This window comes from Pseudomonas sp. EA_5y_Pfl2_R50, from assembly GCF_963970475.1.
Lineage (GTDB): Bacteria > Pseudomonadota > Gammaproteobacteria > Pseudomonadales > Pseudomonadaceae > Aquipseudomonas.
This window is the reverse complement of sequence record NZ_CAXAPT010000058.1, coordinates 1-666: the sequence shown is the minus strand read 5'-3', so window position 1 is coordinate 666 and position 666 is coordinate 1. Positions and strand designations below refer to the sequence as shown.

The following is a 666-nucleotide window of genomic DNA, read 5'->3' as shown; positions in this document are numbered from 1 at the left end:
CGGAGCTGAGCGTAGTAGGCGCCTCCACCTCCAATTGATCTCGATGACGGTCACGCAGCCAGGAAACGCGCAAAACCTCAGCATCGCGCCACGCGCGCTCTGACGCAGCCAGAACATCATCATTCGGCGGCAGCATGTCGAGCAAGATCGGCAACCCTGCTACGTCGTGACCTCGGACTTTACCCTGAGGAGGATTTGCCAAGACCTCAAGAAAACGATATTCGCTGATCGCCACCGCGTCGGCTGGAATAGCGCTATGGAAGCCCTTGAAATAGGTGCAGCCCGTTGACTGCGAATAAAACCGCTGCATGCCCATAGCTATTTCCCCAGCGATATCCAGAAAGCATTATTGGCGACCGATCCCAGCGAAGACCGCAGCGAAAAGCCATTTTTTGAGAGCGAATCAGGCGCGGCGCCATACGGAACAACATCCGAAGGCGCCGACGCCATGATCGTTCCATCAGTGACTAGCACAACAAAACAAGTATTTGCGTATGCGAGAGTGAAACTGACCGGTGTTTTATCGCCAGCATTCACAACCCCCCACTGGATGGTGAAGCCACCCAGCCAGCTAGGAAAAACCACGTACCCGTTTTGTGTCAGGCTTGCCAAAAAGCCTAACCTGAGTTTTTTCGGCGTCACCATCGTGGCGTCATCAACGCCTGC

At 54.8% G+C, this 666-nt stretch carries 2 protein-coding genes; both read right to left on the bottom strand.

Going from position 1 to position 666, the window contains the following annotated elements; translation table 11 throughout:
• The coding region (locus AACY19_RS26680) for a phage tail protein (RefSeq protein WP_339454479.1) at nucleotides 1-316 on the bottom strand (316 nt) is incomplete at its 3' end.
• Nucleotides 317-318: 2 nt separating this feature from the next.
• A partial coding sequence (locus AACY19_RS26675; RefSeq protein WP_445262327.1) for a gp53-like domain-containing protein occupies nucleotides 319-666 on the bottom strand: 348 nt, incomplete at its 5' end.